The sequence below is a fragment of the Pseudoalteromonas fuliginea genome, assembly GCF_000690055.1.
GTDB lineage: Bacteria > Pseudomonadota > Gammaproteobacteria > Enterobacterales > Alteromonadaceae > Pseudoalteromonas > Pseudoalteromonas fuliginea.
On sequence record NZ_JJNZ01000010.1, the window covers coordinates 16,865 to 34,735 of the forward strand.

A 17,871-nucleotide genomic window follows, 5' to 3' on the forward strand; every position below is an offset into this window, starting at 1 on the left:
TCAGTAATGTTGCTTATAAAACTTCAACTGTGGAATATCCACCTGGCTTTTTGGCTACATGCACTTGAGTGGCTACACGCTCGCTCATTTGTGTTACGTGCGATATAACGCCTACTTTTCTGCCTTGTGCTTGCAAAGAATCCAAAGCGTCCATTGCAATGCTTAGGGTTTCGCTGTCTAACGTACCAAACCCTTCGTCAATAAACAAAGAATTGATTTGTACTTTGTTAGACGAAAGCGATGCTAAACCAAGTGCAAGCGCTAGCGATACTAAAAATGACTCGCCGCCCGAGAGCGTATTAACAGAGCGTTGCTCGTCGGCCATGTCGCGGTCGATAATTGCAATGTCGAGCGTTTGCGCTATGGCGGTTAATTCGTAGCGTTTGTTGAGTGTTTTTAAGTGGCTGTTGGCATAGTGCAGTAATATTCTTAGCGTCTGTGTCTGCGCTAAGTTACGCATTTTTTTACCTTCTTTATCTCCAATTACCTTATTAAGCAAGTGCCACTGATCAACCTGTGTTTTAAGTGTAGTTAACTCAGCCTGCTTACCTTCAAGCGACTTTGCGTTTTGGTTGTGTTGCTCAATAGCGGTATTAGTCGCTAGTAATGCGCTTTGCAGCTGCGTTTGTTGCTCGTTTAAGCTACTTAGTTGAGTATTTGAAGCCTCTACATTTTGTGTTGGTTTATCGCTACTGTTGTGTTTTTCAAGCGTAAGTTGCTGCTGTTTTAATGCGGCATTTGCATCTGTTAACGCTTGAGTTAACTGCTCGTGCTGATTTAAATGCGCTTTAATAGTATCGCTACTGAGCGTTAGTAAAATTTTGACCTGTTCGTGCGTTGCATTGCTATATTGCGCTTTAAAGTCAGTAAACCACTGGTTATAACGTGCCTCAAGTGTTGCTAGTTCTTGGCTGTTTTCAAGTAAGCGTTGCTCCACATTTTTAAGCGTTATAGCGTGCTCATCTCGTTGTTTTATAGCGTCGTCATAAGCTTTTTGACTCGCTTGAACCTGCGATTGTTTTTGCTCTTGCTCACTTGTGAGTTTTGCTTGGTAGTCGTCTGCGCTTATTTGCTCGTTATTAAATAAAGCTAAGCGCTTACTTTGCACAGTGCTTAGTAAATTTTTAGCTTTAACAAGCTCTTCATTAAGTGCTTTTAACGATTGCTCGCTTTTACTAATAAGGGGGGTAAGCTGCTTTATTTGCTCATTAGCTGTGTCTTGGCGCTTTTGGCTTTGCTCAAGTTGCGTTTGAGTTTGCTGATACTGCGTAACTTGCTCGTGCAGCTCGCTAAGTTCAAGTGTATTGGCTTGTAGTTGCTGCCAAAAATCACTGTTTTCAAATTGGCTATTGAGCGTTGTACCCAGCTCGTTAATTTGTGCACTTAGCTCGCTACGCTTACTCGTTATTTGGTTTTGCTGGTGTGTAAGCTCAAGGTGTTTATTACTCAGTTGCTGCTGTATTTTCTGCTCTGCTTTAAGTGCTGCTTGTAGCTCATTTACTTTAGTTTGCAGTGTGCGTTGGCGTTTTTGCTGCTCAAAGTATTGCGCTTTTTGCTGCGTTAATTGCTTATAAGTTACTTCAAGCTGATCAGGCGTTAAGTCGTTAAGCTCTGTGCGTGCGCCTTGCATGGTATTTTTAATGTCGAGCTGTTTGGCTTTTGCTGTTTGTATTATTTGCTCAAGTTGTTCGTGTTCAGCAGTTAATACGGCATGTTGAGTTTGATGCTTATGCAGCTCGCTTTGTGCATGGTCAAATTGCTTTTTAGCTATATTAAAAGCATTTTCAAAATCAGTAATTAAGTTATTTAATTGCTGATTTTGATTTACCGCATACGGGTGCTCAGTTGCACCGCACACTAAACAAGGCTCATTAGGGCGAAGCTCAGTGCGTAAATGTTCTACGTTTTCGCTGGCTCTTAAGCGCGCTTGGTTAAGTGCGTACTCGCTACCTTTAAGTGCTTGCTCGCTGGTTATTAAATGCTGATTAAGTATAGTATGGGCTTGCTGGCTTTCATTTAACTGCTGATTAAGTACGTGTTGGCGTTGAGTGCTTTGTTTTAGTTCTGCGTTAAATTGCCCGTAACGCTCGCGCTGCTCTTTTAAGTAATCAATACTTTTTAACTGCGCGTCGCAGTGCTCTGCATTAAATTCATTAAGCTGAGTATTTAATGCCTGTAAAGTTGATTGCTCACCACTAAGTGCCACCTCGCACTGCTGCACTTTATTATTTTGCGCATTTAAAAGATCGTTCTGACCTGCAAGCTCGCTATTAAGAGTTTGGCTTTGCGCAGCGTTTGCGGTTAATTGCTGCTGTGCATTTAAGTAGGTATTGAAGCTTTGCTGATAGTAGCTCCAGTCTTTTGCTAAAACATGCAGCTGTGCATGCTCATTAAGCCATTGCTGGCCTTTAGTTGAGTCGGTATTAGCGAGTTCTAGCTCGTTATTGCTTTGTTTAAGCTGCTGTGTGAACTCATCTAATTGAGATTGCTCTTTGGTTATTTGCGACTCTGTGCCTTTTACAGCTTGAGTTTGCAAAGCAATGCTGCTGTCGAGCTCTCTCGCTTTAGCTATAATAGGCGCTGCATTTTGTTTTTGCTCATTGGCGTTATTAAGTAGCTCAGTATGCTTAGCAAGGGCGGTGTTACGCTCGTTAATTACCGCTAAATGATCAACACTTTTAAGTGATGTTATTTGCTGATCCAACGCCGTATTTTGCTCGGTTAATTGAGTAAAACGGCTGCGGTTATCTTTTATTTCAAGCGCCTGCTTGGCTTGTTTTGCCTGCTCGCTTTGAACAACGATACTTTCAAGCGCTGAGCTTGCTTGTTGCTGAGTTTGCTGTGCTTGCAATAAATTTTGCTCAAGCACTGTAGCTTGCTGATACCAGTTAAGTGCTTTTTCGGTTTTGGTCAGCTCTTTTTTAGTGTGTTCGGTTTGCGCTTTTAAATCGGTTAACTTGGTTTGCTGTAACTCAAGTTCTACTGGTGTTAGCAAAGTATAGCTTTCAAGGCCTGCTTTAAGCGCTTCAAGCTTTGCTACTTGCTCTTTATGGCGCTCAAAAATACGCACGCCAATACGGCTAAATTTATCGGTGCCTGTTAAACACTCTAAAAGCTGCGCTCGCTCATCGCCAGTGGCTTTTAAAAATGCAGCAAACTCATGTTGCGCTAAAAGTACGGCACGGGAGAACTGTTCAAAGTTAAGTCCTATTTTGCTCTCAACTTCTTTTATTGTGTGGCTTTTGTCAGCTATTAGGGTTTGCTCTGGCAGGGTTACTAAGGTGTGCTCTGCTACTTTAAGTTTGCCTGTTACTTTTTTATGGGTGCGTGAAATTGTATAACGCGCACGGTAAAGCTGTTTATCTTGCCCTAAAAAGTCAACCTCGGCGTAGCCTTCCCATGTACCTCTGCGCAGTAAATTACGTGCGTCATTAAGCTTAATGCTGTCGCCATTAAACTCAATTAAGTTACCTTTATCACCACGTAAGCGTGCTGTTTTTGTATAAAGCGCTAAACATATCGCATCTAAAAAAGTACTTTTACCAGCGCCGGTATCGCCTGTTATCGCAAATAAGCCTGCATCTTTTAATGGGGCTTGAGTAAAGTCTATTTCAGCGTCAACTATTGAGGCTAAATTATGAATACGAACTGCGGTTATTTTCATAGTTGCTCTTGCTCCGTAAGCTCGTTTATCACGTCACTTAAAAGTGCTTTTAGCTCATCGGGTACACTTTGCCCTGCCATGTCTTTATCGTTTGCGAATGCTTGTTCTAATAGGTTTAGTGGGTTGAGCATTTCAACTTCGCTTAAATCTTCAAATACGGTGTTGTCGTCATTTTGCGCTGATTGTTCACGTACACGTTCAATACCACAAAATTTAATATACTTGCCTTCAAGTGCTTGTTCTATTTGTTCTCTGAACGTGGTGTCGGTATCGCTTGATTTAAGCTTTACACGTAAATAAGGCGCTATTGTATTTTGTGCAGTGTCGAGCGCTTTAATTTGCTCGCATAGTTCGCTCAATGGTACACATTCCCCTTTTGGTAAAATAATTACATCGGCAGAGCGCGGAATGTAAAGGGGGTTTACAGTTGTACTAATGTGTTGTTTTTCATCAATAATAAACTCAACAACGTTTACTTGGTGCGTGTAGTTACGCTCTGAAAACGACATAGGGATAGGTGTGCCGCTGTAGCGAATAATATCGCTTTTAGCGACTTGTTGCGCTTTGTGTAAATGCCCAAGAGCAACATAGTTGGCTTGTTTACCAAATACATTGGCTGAAATAGACTCCTCACCACCTATTACTAAGTTACGCTCAGAATCACTTGAGATATCCCCGCCTTTTGCGTGTAAATGCCCCATAACTATTAATGGTGAGTTTTGCTCGTTTATATTAGTAGCGTGTTCTAGTGCAAGCTCGTAAGCTTTTGCAACGCCTTGAGAATAACTAGGACCGCTTTCAGTTTGGCTAAGTAAACTTACATCGCTTGCACGTAAAAATGGCATAGCGACGATTACAGCGCGTTTACCATTGGTATTTATGGTAATAACCGTTTCATCGGGTATTGCGACATCAAAGCGCCCTACTACGTGTGTATCAAATTGCGCTAGTAATGGCTGAGCTGCCAAAATACGATTCGCAGAGTCGTGATTACCCGCAATAATGACTATGTGTAATTGTGGGCATGCCTTTTTGGCGTCTTTAATAAATTGGTAAAGCTGATTTTCGGCGCTAGCGCTTGGAGTTGCGGTATGATAAATATCGCCAGCAATTAAAAGTAAGTCTATTTGTTGTTCAACAAGAGTGGCTAATAACCATGTAAAAAAGGCTTGGTGTTCAACACGGCGGCCGTGTTCATAAAATTGTTGGCCAAGGTGCCAATCTGAGGTGTGGAGGACTTTCATGTCGCGCTCTTAAAAAACCAGTAAGAGCGCCAATATACCCAAGGTAATTAAAGATGCAAGCCTAAGGACCATTTTAAGATTAGGTTAAACTATACCAGCCTACAAAAATAATCGGTAATGCTAGCAATGCCATAATTAGTGGGTACTTTAGTGTTTTAGTTTGCTTAGTTTGTAGTACTTTTAAAGCATTAACTTCGTTACATGCTGCTACTTTATCAATGTAAAAATAACCAGAATCGAGATACTGTTTACAGTTGTTCTCATTTGCCGGGATAGCAATTAGTTCTTGTTGTTTTTTTAGGATATAAAAATCCATGAGTCCACCGCATTTATTGCTACTAATCTATATTTATTTGAGGATAAATGTGACGAATTTATTTGCCTCAAATAAAAGGGTGGGCGATTTTAAATACAAACAGCATTAAAGATCAATAAAAATATTAACTATTTTTAATTTATCGTATAAATAGCCAATATTATTGAGATTGCAGCAATATTTACGCCAATAATAATGCGTTTCTTATTACTTTTTTGTATGGATGGGAGTCGTTTTAACGCATCCTGTTTGTTACATGCCGACACTATATTTACGTATTTGTAGTTATTATTTTGGTAACTTTCAAGCAATTCTTCTTCAGCTGGAATAGCTTCGAGCTGCTGATCTTTTTTAACAATATAAAATTTCATAGCAGTCTCCGTTTTTACTAATGTAATTTGAAGTTAATGTAAGTTAACAAATATACCTACACTGTAGTTTGTTGTAATGAATTAGGGATGAACTCTATAAATTGAGTTGTTTGTTCCTGTTTTAATACTAAGTAATTGTGTTTTTTGTAAACCCCCTTTACAGTTTTGCTCCCGTTTATTTTAGTCATAGTTTTATACATAATAAAAAGCTGTAAAACGTTAGTGAATACCACCTTATAAAAGCTGCACTTTATCGATAATTTATTGAAGCTAAGCTGTTATTTTGTCAAAGTACCCTTACTAAAATTTATCAGGACTAACAATGAAAAAAATAGGTCTTACGCTGAGCGCTTTTGTATTGCCACTGGCAATGTCGAGTGTTGTTATGGCGTCTTCAGTTGAGCAAACAAAAGGTTCTTATGTTGATAAGTTTCGTCAATTAGACGAAGCTCTGCCAACACCAAATGTTTACCGTAGTGCGGCTGGCGAACCAGGAGAAAAATACTGGCAGCAACGTGTTAATTACGATATTGATGTAAAGCTAGATGAAAAAAAGCACCGTATTACGGGTAGCCAAAGTATTGAATATAAAAATAACTCACCACATACGCTTAAATATTTGTGGTTACAGCTAGATCAAAATATTTTTAAAAGTGACTCTATTGCCGAAACAACAAAAACATTTAAAAGCACTTTAAAAAGCCTACCAGCTCAAAAGCCTGCTAAATTAAGTTTAGGTGAGCTACGTCGTCAGCAATTTATGAGCGACAACGAACTTGGTTACACTATTAGTGGTGTTAAAGACGAAGACGGCAAAGAGCTGCGCGTAACTGTTGTTGATACTTTAATGCGCGTTGATTTAAACGAGCCATTAAAACCAGGTAAAGAAGTAGAATTTAGCATGAACTTCGCCTTCAACATTGTTGAAGAAGATGCTGTAGGTGCACGTTCTGGTTACGAGCATTTTGAAGAAGACGGCAACGACATATTCTTAATTGCTCAGTGGTTCCCTCGCTTAGCCGCTTATACCGATTACGAAGCATGGACAAACAAGGCATTTTTAGGTTCTGGTGAGTTTACGCTTGAGTTTGGTGATTACGATGTTGAGATTACTGTTCCTGCTGATCACATTGTATCGGCAACAGGTAAGCTTGATAACGCGAGCAAAGTACTAACAAGTACGCAGCGCAAACGTTTAAAGCAAGCTGAAACATCTAAGCGTCCTGTATTTATTGTTAACGCAGAAGAAGCGCTAGAAAACGAAAAAGAAGGCACAGACAAAACTAAAACGTGGCACTTTAAAGCACAGAATGTTCGTGACTTTGCTTGGGCGTCGTCTCGTAAGTTTATGTGGGATGCAAAAGGTTATCAGCAAGGTGGTGACGTTCAGCCTTTAGTTATGGCAATGTCGTTCTTCCCTAAAGAAGGTGGTGACTTATGGGAGAAGTACTCAACTGAAGCGGTAGTACACACAATGGAAGTGTACTCTAAGTATTCTTTTGATTACCCGTACCCAACTGCACAGTCGGTTAATGGCCCCGTTGGTGGTATGGAATACCCAATGATCACCTTTAACGGTCCACGTACTAAGTTGCAAGATGATGGTACTCGTACTTATTCTCAAGCTGAAAAGCGCTTTTTACTTGGCGTAGTTATTCATGAAGTTGGCCATATTTACTTTCCGATGATTGTAAATTCGGATGAGCGCCAATGGACGTGGATGGATGAAGGCTTAAACAGCTTTTTAGATGGTGTTGCTGGTCGTGAATGGGATCCTACTATTCCTTGGGGTGTTGAGCCTCGCGATATAGTGAGCTACATGAAGTCACAAAACCAAGTGCCAATTATGACTCAGTCAGACAGCGTATTACGCTTAGGTCCTAATGCTTATACTAAGCCTGCCGCAGCACTTAATATTTTACGTGAAGTGATTTTAGGCCGTGACTTATTCGACTTTGCATTTAAAGAGTATGCTCAGCGCTGGAAATACAAGCGCCCTACCCCAGCTGATTTTTTCCGAACAATGGAAGAAGCCTCTGGTGTTGATTTAGATTGGTTTTGGCGTGGCTGGTTTTACACCACAGACCATGTTGATATCTCTTTAGATAAAGTATATCAACTACGCTTAGACACTAAAAACCCTGATATTGATTACAGCCGTTTACGCGATATTGAAGCAGACAAGCCTACTTCATTATTTGTTGAGCGTAACCGCGCAGAAGGTAAAAAAACATGGGTTGAGAAAAACCCTGATGTTACCGATTTTTATGACGAAAACGACCGTTTTACTGTAACCAATAAAGAACGCAACTCGTACAACAAGTTTTTAAAAGGCTTAGAGCCGTGGGAGCGTAAAACGCTTGAACGCGCTTTAGAAGAAGATAAAAACTATTACGTAATGGAATTTTCAAACCTAGGTGGTTTGGTAATGCCTATATTACTTGAGCTAACATATGAAGATGGCACTAAAGAAGAACGCTATATTCCTGCTGAAATTTGGCGTCGTAATTATAAAAACGTTCAAAAGCTGATTGTTACCGATAAAAACAAGCCGCTTGTATCAGTGACTGTCGATCCAGGTTGGGAAACAGCTGATGTAGATGTTGAAAACAACAATTACCCTCGCCGTATTATTCCTTCACGTATTGAAGTGTTTAAAAAGGAAAAGAGTAAAGCTAAAGTGAGTCGCGATATCATGCAAGATATTAAAACTGAGCTTAAAAGCGATGAGAAAAAAGACGAAAAGGATGACGGTGAGGAGCAGCAATAATGCGCTTTTTGCTTATTATTGTTTGCCTTTTAGTTGCTGCGCCAAGTATAGCGCATCAACTAAAATCGTCAGTTACAACGGTGCTTTTTAACAAACGAACGCATAATGTTGAGTTAATGCATCGCTTTTATTTACATGATACCGAACATGCCGTAGGAACATTATTTGAAGGCAAAATCGATATTATTAGTAATAAAACCGATCAACAACGTTTTGCTAAGTATGTTGAATCGCACGTTGCGCTACAAACACTAAGTGGTGAATCTATACCGCTTAGCTTTGTAGGTGCACAAGTTGATGGAAAGTTTTTTTGGGTTTACCAAGAAGCACCTATACCAAAAGGGATTGAAGGGATTAAAATGAGTAATGGTGCACTGCGTGATTTATGGCCAACTCAGGTGAATATGGTTAATGTTGAGGGGAAAGGTAGGATTAAAACCTTAAACTTTGCCCAAGATGATACATGGCTTGAAGCCCGCTTCGAGCAAAATTAATTATTATTTGAATAAACCTTTCCCAATCTACGCGCACTGTAATTAATGTGCGCGTATTCTCTTCTTTTGTTTAAGATACATTCATAATTGATCTGTACTATGTAAAGTACCGTAAAATTAATCAACTTGTATTGTATATTTACCTTGTTTCGCGCAATCTAAAGGTAATTACTAAGTTTTTATTTTTTCTTTATTATCAGTTGATTGATGTGTTTACGCATTATTAATTTAAATATAGTTGATGTTATTTCCCCATAATTTGGGCATAAGTAGTAGAGCATTTTATGTTTAAAGTACGTTTAGTAAATTATTATTACACCCAAGGAATGATATGACGACTCAGGTAGAGGCTATTCATGGTGTTATTTTTGATTTAGATGGCACATTGGTATCGTCTGAATTAGATTTTTCGCTTATAAAAGCACAAATAGGCTGTCCTTGTGAGCAGGACTTACTCGATTTTATAGCGCAACTCCCATCACCTTACATGCGTGAAGAAGCTATGAATATTGTGCATCAGCATGAGTTACTCGATGCTCAACATGCCACGTTATTACCAGGTGTTAGCGAAGCTATTGCACAGTTAAAAGCTAAAAAAATTCCAATGGCTATAGTTACTCGAAACTTTGATAAAGCAGCATCAATAAAACTTCAGAATAATCCATTACCTATCAGCACGGTTTTAACGCGAAGCGACGCACCCGCAAAACCAGATCCAAGTGCATTAAATGCAATTGCTACGCTTTGGGATATTAGTTCTGCTAATTTGCTCTACGTTGGTGATTACTTATATGACATACAAGCTGCACACAACGCAGATATGCGTGCTTGTTTATATGCTCCTGATGTGACTCCTGGTTATGCAGATCAAGCTGACTACGTTTTACATGACTTTTATGAGCTAGTTGGATTAATTGATAATTACTCAGAAAATTAGAGTTATGTTAAATAGCGTGTTACTTAATTTAATTAGTAATAAGTAGTACACTATTTAAATTACAAAACTAGCCCAATACGTTTTGAATTGGTAAAATACTGCAAAACGTAACGTATTCATTAGAGGCACAAAATGGGCAGAGCATTTGTAGTTCGTCAAAGTTCTATGATCAAAACGGCTAATGCTAAAACGAAAATAAACTCAAGGTATGGTAAAGAGATTTACGTTGCAGCAAAAAGTGGTGAACCCGATCCCGAAGTAAATCAAACATTACGCCGCCTAATCGAAAAAGCTAAAAAAGACCAAGTTCCCGCACACGTTATTGAAAAAGCAATTGAGAAAGCAGCCGGTGGAGCAGGGGAAGACTATTCAGTTGCCCGTTACGAAGGCTATGGCCCTGGTAATTGCATGGTTATTGTTGACTGTTTGACCGATAATCCGAACCGTACTATCAAAGATGTACGTTTGCCATTTACTAAAACAGACTCAAAAATTGGTACTCCTGGCTGTGTAGCGCATATGTTTGATCATTATGCGGTACTTGGCTTTGCAGGCGATGACGATGAGGTCGTATTAGAAGCATTAATGATGGCTGATGTTGATGTAACCGACGTTGAAGCCGAGGACGGTAAAATATCGGTATTTGCACCGCCAACAGAATACTTTAAAGCTAAAACAGCCCTTGAAGACGCATTTGAAGGCATTAACTTTGAAGTAGATGAAATTACGTTTATTCCTCAAGTTAATATTGAAATTGAGGACGAAGAAGTTATCGCTAACTTCGATAAGTTTATAAATATGCTTGAAGATTGTGACGATGTACAAAATATTTATCACAATGCCATTGTAAAAAATTAAACGTAAACGGTTAAAAGCTTTAAAAAGCGTGTTTTGTGTATGCAAAACACGCTTTTTTACGTTTGAATAAATGTTAGATATTCATGTGTATTATGCTTATTTGAATATATATATTTTTAAAATGCCATAAAAGCGCTGCTATTTTAATTCTAGGCGATAAAAAACCAGCCCGAAGGCTGGTTTGACTCAAAAAACAATTCAAGCTCGTGTTAAAAATTTGGAGTGATTAACAATGTTGTGCTTTGTATTTAATACGGTAGCTATGCAGTAATGGTTCAGTGTAACCACTAGGCTGTGTTACGCCTTCTAAAACTAATGCAGTAGCGGCTTGAAACGCAATGCTGTTATTAAGGGTTTCTTCGTCTGTTGCCATGGGTGTATAGGCAGTGTCATGCTCGTTTTGACCATCAACCACTTTGGCCATTTTAGCCATGGTTGATTTTATTTGCGCCTGTGAGCACACGCCATTTAGCAACCAATTAGCCATATGCTGGCTTGAAATACGCAGTGTTGCTCTGTCTTCCATTAGCCCAATATGGTTAATGTCAGGTACTTTTGAACAGCCTACGCCTTGATCAATCCAACGTACAACGTAACCTAAAATACCTTGTGCGTTGTTTTCTAGCTCACTTTGAATATCTTCTTTTGAAAGCGTTTTTGGGTCTGCCATTAGCGGCGGTGTAAGTAGGTTATTAAGGCTAGCAATAGTACGTTTAGCTATGCTTTGCTGCTCATTAAATACGTTTATATCGTGATAATGCATTGCATGCAGGGTAGCAGCTGTAGGGGAGGGCACCCATGCTGTATTAGCGCCTGATTTAGGGTGAGCTTGTTTTTGCTCCATCATTAATGCCATTTTATCTGGCATTGGCCACATGCCTTTACCTATTTGTGCTTTATGACTCAAGCCACAAGCAAGGCCAATATCGACATTGCGATCCTCATAAGCTTGTATCCATGGTTGCTGTTTAATCTGTGCTTTTGGAAGTACAACGCCCGCTTGCATAGAGGTATGAATTTCATCGCCTGTGCGGTCTAAAAATCCAGTATTTATAAATACAACACGCTCTTTGGCTGCACAAATACAGGCTTTCAGGTTTACAGAAGTGCGGCGTTCTTCATCCATAATACCCATTTTAAGCGTGTTTTTAGGTAAGCTTAGCGCTTCCTCTACTAAGCTAAATAAAGTGTTAGTAAACGCTACCTCTTCAGGGCCATGCATTTTTGGTTTAACTATATTAATACTTTGCGCGCTTGAATTTTTTATACCTGTTTTTTTATTTAGGTCGTGCAGGGCTGCGGTCGCAGTAAACATCGCATCCATAATGCCTTCAAATACCGGTTGATTGTACACATCGGTAATAGCAGGGTTCGTCATTAAATGGCCAACGTTTCTTACAAACATCATGCTACGGCCTTTTAAAGTAACTGTGCCACCATCAAGTGCGGTGTATGTTTTATCACTTTGCAGAGTGCGCTCAACAGTTTTATCGCCTTTTTTAAACGATTCAACTAAGCTACCTTGCATCAACCCAAGCCAATTTTTATAAACTTGTACTTTATCTTCTGTATCTACCGCAGCTACTGAATCTTCACAATCCATAATGGTGGTAAGCGCGGCCTCTAGCACTACATCTTTTAAGCCTGCTTTATCAGCTTGGCCAATAATGTGGTGGTGATCGATATGTAGCTCTATATGTAAGCCATTGTTTTTTAATAACACTACAGTTGGATTTTGCGCTTCTCCTTGATAGCCAATAAGCTGAGATGGGTCAGCTAATGTGGTTTGAGAGCTATCACGCAAGGTAATTAAAAGTGCGCCATCTACTACTGAGTAATTCGTGCTTTCTATATGCGAGCCATTAGTCAACGGCAATGCTTTATCTAAAAACTGGCGAGCGTAGGCCATTACCTTAAAGCCACGAACAGGGTTGTAGGTATTACCTTTTTCAGCCCCGTCATCTTCGCTTAGTACATCAGTACCGTATAAAGCGTCGTATAACGAGCCCCAACGCGCGTTAGCGGCATTAAGTGCAAAGCGTGCGTTACTTACAGGCACAACCAATTGAGGGCCTGCTGTAAGGGCCACTTCAGGCTCTACATTTTGGGTTTCAATTGTAAAGTTGGCAGGCTCTTTTACCAAGTAGCCAATATCTTGTAAAAAGGCATGGTACTTGGCGCTATTCCACGTTTTATTAGCTAGATGATAGTCATCTATTTGCTGTTGAAGCAGCTCTCGCTTTTCAAGCAGTGCCTTATTTATAGGGGTAAGCGTTTGAACTATATGTGCAAAGCTTTGCCAAAATTGCAGCTCACTTAAGTGAGTGCCAGGGAGTAATTGGCTTTTAACAAAATCAGCGAGTTGTGTGTCTACGCTGAGTCCTGAGTGTGTGAGAGTGTGGGACATAATTGCCCTCCTTAAACGGTCGCGATGTTGTTGTGCGCTTGTGCGTTAAGGCAACAATAACGCAAAAAAGCAATGTTGAGTGCTTTTTAGTCATTCATAAAATATATAGCCGTAATAACAACTATAAATTTACTAAATCTAAAAAATGAGCCTAATGTTGATTTAAGCGCTACGGAGCATGAGCAACGTAGCCACTCTCACAACACTAAAATTATTTACACACCCGTTCGAAGGATTTTATTATGACAACATATCAACGCGAAACAGACACACTCTCAACTCTTTGCCAATCTCAAGGTAGCGCATGGCACGCAATCAACCCTGAATATGCAAGCCGCATGCGCTTGCAAAACCGTTTCCGTACTGGGATTGAAATTGCACAATACACAGCAGACGTAATGCGTGAAGATATGGCAGCATATGACGCAGATACAAGCCAGTACACACAATCTTTAGGCTGTTGGCATGGTTTTACTGCACAACAAATGATGATGGCTATTAAGCGCCATCAAAAAACAACTAAACGCAGCTATGTATACTTAAGTGGCTGGATGGTTGCAGCGCTTCGCTCTGCATTTGGTCCGCTGCCAGATCAAAGCATGCACGAAAAAACATCGGTACCTGCATTAATTGAAGAAATTTACACATTTTTAAAGCAAGCAGATGCACGTGAACTAGACCACTTGTTTAACGACCTAGATGAAGCAAAAGCGAACGGAGGCGATGTTCAAGCTGTTATTGATAAAATAGACAACTTTGAAACCCATGTTGTGCCAATTATTGCTGATATTGACGCAGGTTTTGGTAACGAAGAAGCAACTTACTTACTGGCTAAAAAAATGATTGAAGCCGGTGCGTGTGCCATTCAAATAGAAAACCAAGTATCTGACGCTAAACAATGTGGTCACCAAGCGGGTAAAGTGACCGTTCCACACGAAGACTTTTTAGCAAAAATTAACGCAGTACGTTACGCCTTTTTAGAGCTAGGTATTGATAACGGTATTATTGTGGCACGTACAGATTCATTGGGTGCCAGCCTTACGCAAAAGGTACCTGTTTCGCAAACGCCAGGTGACTTAGCAAGCCAATACAATGCATTTTTAGAAACCACGCCAATTAACGGTGTTGATGACTTAAATGAAGGCGACACGGCAATGAAAATTAATGGCCAGTTATGTAAACCAACTCGTCTAGATAACGGTTTATTCCAATTCCGTGAAGGCACGGAAAAAGATCGTGTAGTACTAGATTGTATTACTAGCTTGCAGTCGGGCGCTGATTTACTGTGGATTGAAACAGAAAAACCACATGTTAAACAAATTGCAGAACTGGTAAATCGTGTAAAAGAACACGTGCCAAATGCAAAACTGGTATACAACAACTCGCCTTCGTTTAACTGGACGCTTAAGTTTCGTGAGCAAGTGTATCAAGAGTGGGAAGAGGCAGGCCGTGACCTTAGTGCTTACCCAAGTCTTGGCGATAATAAAGGCCTTATGGCACCAGAAATGGATGCAACAGAGCTTGCGCAAGCAGCCGATTTACTAGTGCAAAACTTCCAGCGCGATGGCGCACGTGAAGCCGGTATTTTCCATCACTTAATAACCTTGCCGACATACCATACAGCTGCGCTAAGCACTGATATTTTATCAGAAGGTTACTTTGGCGATATGGGTATGCTGGCTTATGTACGTGACGTACAACGCCAAGAAATTCGCCGTGAGCAAGCATCGGTTAAGCACCAAGATTTAGCAGGGTCTAACATGGGCGATACGCACAAAGAATACTTCTCTGGTGATAACGCGCTAAAAGCCGGTGGTGAAGACAACACCATGAACCAGTTTTAATTCCTAACTAGATAGTGTTACTCAAGGGCCAATAGGCCCTTTTTTATTGCTTTAAATAAAGTTAGAACATTGAAGCACAATTACAGATCAGACTTTAACTAGGGCGTGTTGATCTTTGTGGATTGAAATTTGTTCAATCTAGGGCGATTAAATCGCGGCGCGAGGTTTGTAACCTAGTGGGCTAAGTAAAAACCGAGCAAAGCTTCCGCGTCCTGCTCACGCCCCTTACCTACATCCATGTAGGCAACAAAGAGTTTATCGTCCCTAGAAAGAACCCAAAGGGCAGCGCATGTTTGGTATTTATGCTACGTTATCGCCTATTCATGGGGAATAACCACACTACATAAGCTCCGCCTTGCCTAAAAACCAAACATACTGCTGCAAATTCACCAACCAAAGTTCAACACGGCCTTGCCAAATCATTTTGGATCACTATTTAACTACCTGTCTCAATTTACAGATCAGAGTTTAACTAACCTTTCATAAAACGGTATATTTGGGGTGATTTTGCTGTAAAAAGCGTTTACGGCAACTTTAAAAGGCGGGTAAGTGACTGATTTTTGCTTTAATAGGCAAACTAAACGAATTTATAAACCGATTTTTTACTAACTTCTTTGTGCTATAAAACAAAATTTTACTAACTGAAAGGCTATAAACAGTGACTCAAACCGATTTTTTACCAACTCAAGTTACAAAAAATGTTATAAACCGAAATTTTACTAACTCAAGTTTTAGCTAAGTCCGATATTTAACTGTCACAGAAGTGTAAAGGGGGTTTACAGTTTGAATACTATAGCGGTAAATATAAAAGCCACTTATTTGAAGTGGCTTTTATTTGAGCTATAAATTTATTATTTAGTGTGTTTATCAAACCACCATTGAATATAAGCAACTTTTGTCATTAAGTTTGATGGCCGAGCTGTAATGCCATGTGAAGCATTAGGAATTCGCACCATTGCAGTATCAACACCTTGTAATTTTAATGCCTGATAAAACTGCTCAGTTTCTGAAATTGGTGTACGGTAGTCAGATTCACCAGTGAGCAACATAGTAGGAGTTTTAACGTTTCCAACATAGCTAATAGGCGAGCGTTTCATGTAGTGCTCAATGTGATCCCATGGTTTACCTGGGAACCAATAATCAGCAAAAAACGGGTAAAAATCTGCTGTTAGTACAAAACTGATCCAATTAATAACCGGTTTGGCAACTACAGCCGCAGCAAAGCGATCGGTATGACCTACAATCCAAGCTGTTAGCACACCGCCACCAGAGCCACCGGTTACAAACAATTTAGACTCGTCAATAAAGCCTTTCGCTATTAGCGCATCAACACCTGTCATTAAATCATCAAAATCGTTACTTGGGTAATTATGATGAATAGTTTGTGCAAACTCTTTACCATAGGAATCACTACCACGTGGGTTCATGTATAAAACGACATTGCCTTTGGCTGCAAACAGTTGAATTTCAGCGCTAAAGTGCGGGCCATAATTAGCGACAGGGCCGCCGTGAATTTCTAGTATTAGCGGGTATTTTTTGCTGCTATCAAATTCTGGCGGGTAGGCAATCCACCCCTGAATAGGAAGTTCATCGTGGCTTGATTTAACCCAAATTTCTTCCACTTTAGCCAAAGCTCTGTCGCCCAATGCATCTGCATTAAGGGTAGTTAAACGCTGGGCTTTACCGCGTTTAATTGTTGCTATATCAGCAGGGCGCTGGGTATCGGCAAGGGTAAAGGCTACCTCTCCATCTTCGCTTACATCAAAGTCGCCACCAGAATAAGGGCGTCCAAAGGCAACGCTGCCAATTTGAGTTGTTATTATTTTACGCTTGCCACTGCGTGGTTGATAGGCGAGGGCGGTTTGGCCTTTATCGGCGTAACTAAAGTACACACCTTTTGAATTGGCACTCCATTTTATTTGCCCAACGCTACGATCAAAATTTGGCGTTAAACTAGTTGTGTTACCTGTTTTTAAATCACGAATATAAAGTTGAGCATTTTCGTAATTAGTGCGTATATCGTCATAACCGGTGTACGCTAAGTAACGGCCATCGGGCGATACTTTAGGTTGTTCATCAGGGCCATCTCGGTTAGTAATTTCGGTTATAGTTTGCGAGGCCAAATCAAGTTTATAAATTTCATTATTTGTGAATTTTAGCTGGTTGTTTTTATGTCGGTTTGCAGAAAAATAAAGTGATTTACCATCGTTACTAAAGCTTACATCGCCGGCGTTATCAAACTCATCATGAGTGAGTCGCTTGGCATTACCACCGTTAGCATCTATGGAAAATAATTGGCTAAAACCTTTTTGTGTGTAACCGCCACCATCTGAACGGTAATAAACATCATCAATAAATTTAGCGGGTTCTGCCCACGTTGCCCCTTTTGGTTTACCGGGCAGGTTTACGGGGGCTGAAGTTGCACTTGGTACAAACATGTTAAATATTAATTGGCTAGAATCAGGGCTCCATGTAATTGCACGAGGGCTACTCGTTAAGTTACTGATTTTTGCCATAGCACCTGTTTTAAGCCATTTTATATATATTTGGCTGCTGCCATCACGTGTTGATATAAACGCAAGGCGTTGACCATCAGGAGAGAGTACTGGCGAATAATCCATATGCACGCCAGAGGTTAATGGTTGCATTTGTTTAGTTTTATAATCAACAGACCAAATATTACCCACTTTGCGGTCTGTTTTTATATCCATACGATTACGCACAAAGTAAACGGTTTTACCGTCTTCGGTTATATCTATCTGATTCGCATATTCAAGGTCGAATACGTTTTCAAGTTGTAGCGTTTGTTCTGTTTGACTCGTAAAACCTGAAAAACTGACTGTTGCCAAAAGCGCAAAAGGGGCAATAAACTTCATTTTTATTCCTTGTTATTAAACAGTATCACATCTGTTATAAGGCAATAATGATTGAAAATAAACCCGATTGCGATGAATGCACATTACTTA

11 protein-coding genes are annotated in these 17,871 nt (G+C 40.0%); 5 read left to right on the plus strand and 6 right to left on the minus strand.

The window, feature by feature from the left end; genetic code table 11:
* Positions 1 to 13: 13 nt before the first annotated feature.
* The 4 genes from DC53_RS16565 to DC53_RS16550 form a co-directional block, all read right to left on the minus strand.
* Positions 14 to 3,664 carry an SbcC/MukB-like Walker B domain-containing protein gene (locus DC53_RS16565; protein ID WP_033028641.1) on the minus strand — a complete coding sequence of 1,217 codons (3,651 nt, stop codon included), beginning with the start codon at positions 3,662 to 3,664 and terminating at the stop codon, positions 14 to 16.
* Positions 3,661 to 4,908, minus strand: coding sequence for an exonuclease SbcCD subunit D C-terminal domain-containing protein (locus tag DC53_RS16560; protein WP_033028642.1), 1,248 nt, complete (start codon positions 4,906 to 4,908; stop codon positions 3,661 to 3,663). The genes DC53_RS16565 and DC53_RS16560 overlap by 4 nt, the downstream gene beginning before the upstream one ends.
* Positions 4,909 to 4,987: 79 nt before the next feature.
* The gene (locus DC53_RS16555) at positions 4,988 to 5,224 is read right to left on the minus strand and encodes a hypothetical protein (RefSeq protein ID WP_007376681.1); all 237 of its coding nucleotides are present in this window, start codon (positions 5,222 to 5,224) and stop codon (positions 4,988 to 4,990) included.
* Between the two features lie 134 nt (positions 5,225 to 5,358).
* Positions 5,359 to 5,595, minus strand: a complete 237-nt coding sequence (locus DC53_RS16550; RefSeq protein WP_008139309.1) for a hypothetical protein — start codon at positions 5,593 to 5,595, stop codon at positions 5,359 to 5,361.
* A 322-nt stretch (positions 5,596 to 5,917) separates the two neighbouring features.
* Here DC53_RS16550 and DC53_RS16545 point away from each other — a divergent pair, with 322 nt between their 5' ends.
* From DC53_RS16545 to DC53_RS16530, 4 genes are all read left to right on the plus strand, one after another.
* The gene (locus DC53_RS16545) at positions 5,918 to 8,365 is read left to right on the plus strand and encodes a M1 family metallopeptidase (protein ID WP_033028643.1); all 2,448 of its coding nucleotides are present in this window, start codon (positions 5,918 to 5,920) and stop codon (positions 8,363 to 8,365) included.
* On the plus strand, positions 8,365 to 8,859 hold the full coding sequence (locus DC53_RS16540) for a DUF6702 family protein (protein WP_007376678.1): 495 nt from the start codon (positions 8,365 to 8,367) through the stop codon (positions 8,857 to 8,859). The genes DC53_RS16545 and DC53_RS16540 overlap by 1 nt, the downstream gene beginning before the upstream one ends.
* 331 nt (positions 8,860 to 9,190) lie before the next feature.
* Positions 9,191 to 9,796 carry an HAD family hydrolase gene (locus DC53_RS16535; protein WP_007376677.1) on the plus strand — a complete coding sequence of 202 codons (606 nt, stop codon included), beginning with the start codon at positions 9,191 to 9,193 and terminating at the stop codon, positions 9,794 to 9,796.
* Positions 9,797 to 9,928: 132 nt separating this feature from the next.
* Positions 9,929 to 10,654 carry a YebC/PmpR family DNA-binding transcriptional regulator gene (locus DC53_RS16530; RefSeq protein ID WP_007376676.1) on the plus strand — a complete coding sequence of 242 codons (726 nt, stop codon included), beginning with the start codon at positions 9,929 to 9,931 and terminating at the stop codon, positions 10,652 to 10,654.
* A gap of 226 nt (positions 10,655 to 10,880) precedes the next feature.
* On the opposite strand, the gene DC53_RS16525 is transcribed toward DC53_RS16530, so the two are convergent.
* Positions 10,881 to 13,061, minus strand: a complete 2,181-nt coding sequence (locus DC53_RS16525; RefSeq protein WP_033028644.1) for a malate synthase G — start codon at positions 13,059 to 13,061, stop codon at positions 10,881 to 10,883.
* Between the two features lie 242 nt (positions 13,062 to 13,303).
* Between DC53_RS16525 and DC53_RS16520 the strand changes: the two genes are divergently transcribed.
* Positions 13,304 to 14,905 (plus strand): isocitrate lyase, encoded by a 1,602-nt coding sequence (locus tag DC53_RS16520; protein ID WP_007376673.1) that lies wholly within the window; start codon positions 13,304 to 13,306, stop codon positions 14,903 to 14,905.
* An 851-nt stretch (positions 14,906 to 15,756) separates the two neighbouring features.
* Here the strand turns inward: DC53_RS16520 and DC53_RS16515 are convergent.
* Complete coding sequence (locus DC53_RS16515) at positions 15,757 to 17,781, minus strand: S9 family peptidase (protein ID WP_033028645.1); 2,025 nt, start codon at positions 17,779 to 17,781, stop codon at positions 15,757 to 15,759.
* Between the last annotated feature and the right edge of the window lie 90 nt (positions 17,782 to 17,871).